Genomic DNA, 259 nt, shown 5'->3' on the forward strand with positions numbered 1-259 from the left:
CGGAGGCGCCAACGCTCAGGCCCTTCTGTTCGCGCGTCGTACGATCCTGCTGGGTGTACGGGGTCGTGGACTCCTCGACATTGATGGCCTTGGCGAGGATCCCGATGCGTCCTTCGGGCGCGCTGATCGTGGATCCGCGAACATGCGCAACGCTATCCGGCGCGAGAACTGTGGTGTTTCCCGTCAAGCTGCCCACCATTGAGCCACGCGAGTAGGCAACCGTCGACGTGGTGTCCTGCGTGCTGCTGTCGGATCCAAT

Annotated in this window: 1 protein-coding gene; it reads right to left on the reverse strand. The window is 63.3% G+C overall.

Going from position 1 to position 259, the window contains the following annotated elements:
- Window positions 1-187, reverse strand: a 187-nt coding sequence (locus SB822_RS58605; RefSeq protein WP_410859309.1) for a hypothetical protein, incomplete at its 3' end; no start/stop codon positions are given.
- Window positions 188-259: the final 72 nt, after the last annotated feature.

The sequence above is a fragment of the Paraburkholderia sp. SIMBA_054 genome (genome assembly GCF_046534875.1).
In the GTDB taxonomy this organism is placed as follows: Bacteria; Pseudomonadota; Gammaproteobacteria; order Burkholderiales; family Burkholderiaceae; genus Paraburkholderia; species Paraburkholderia hospita.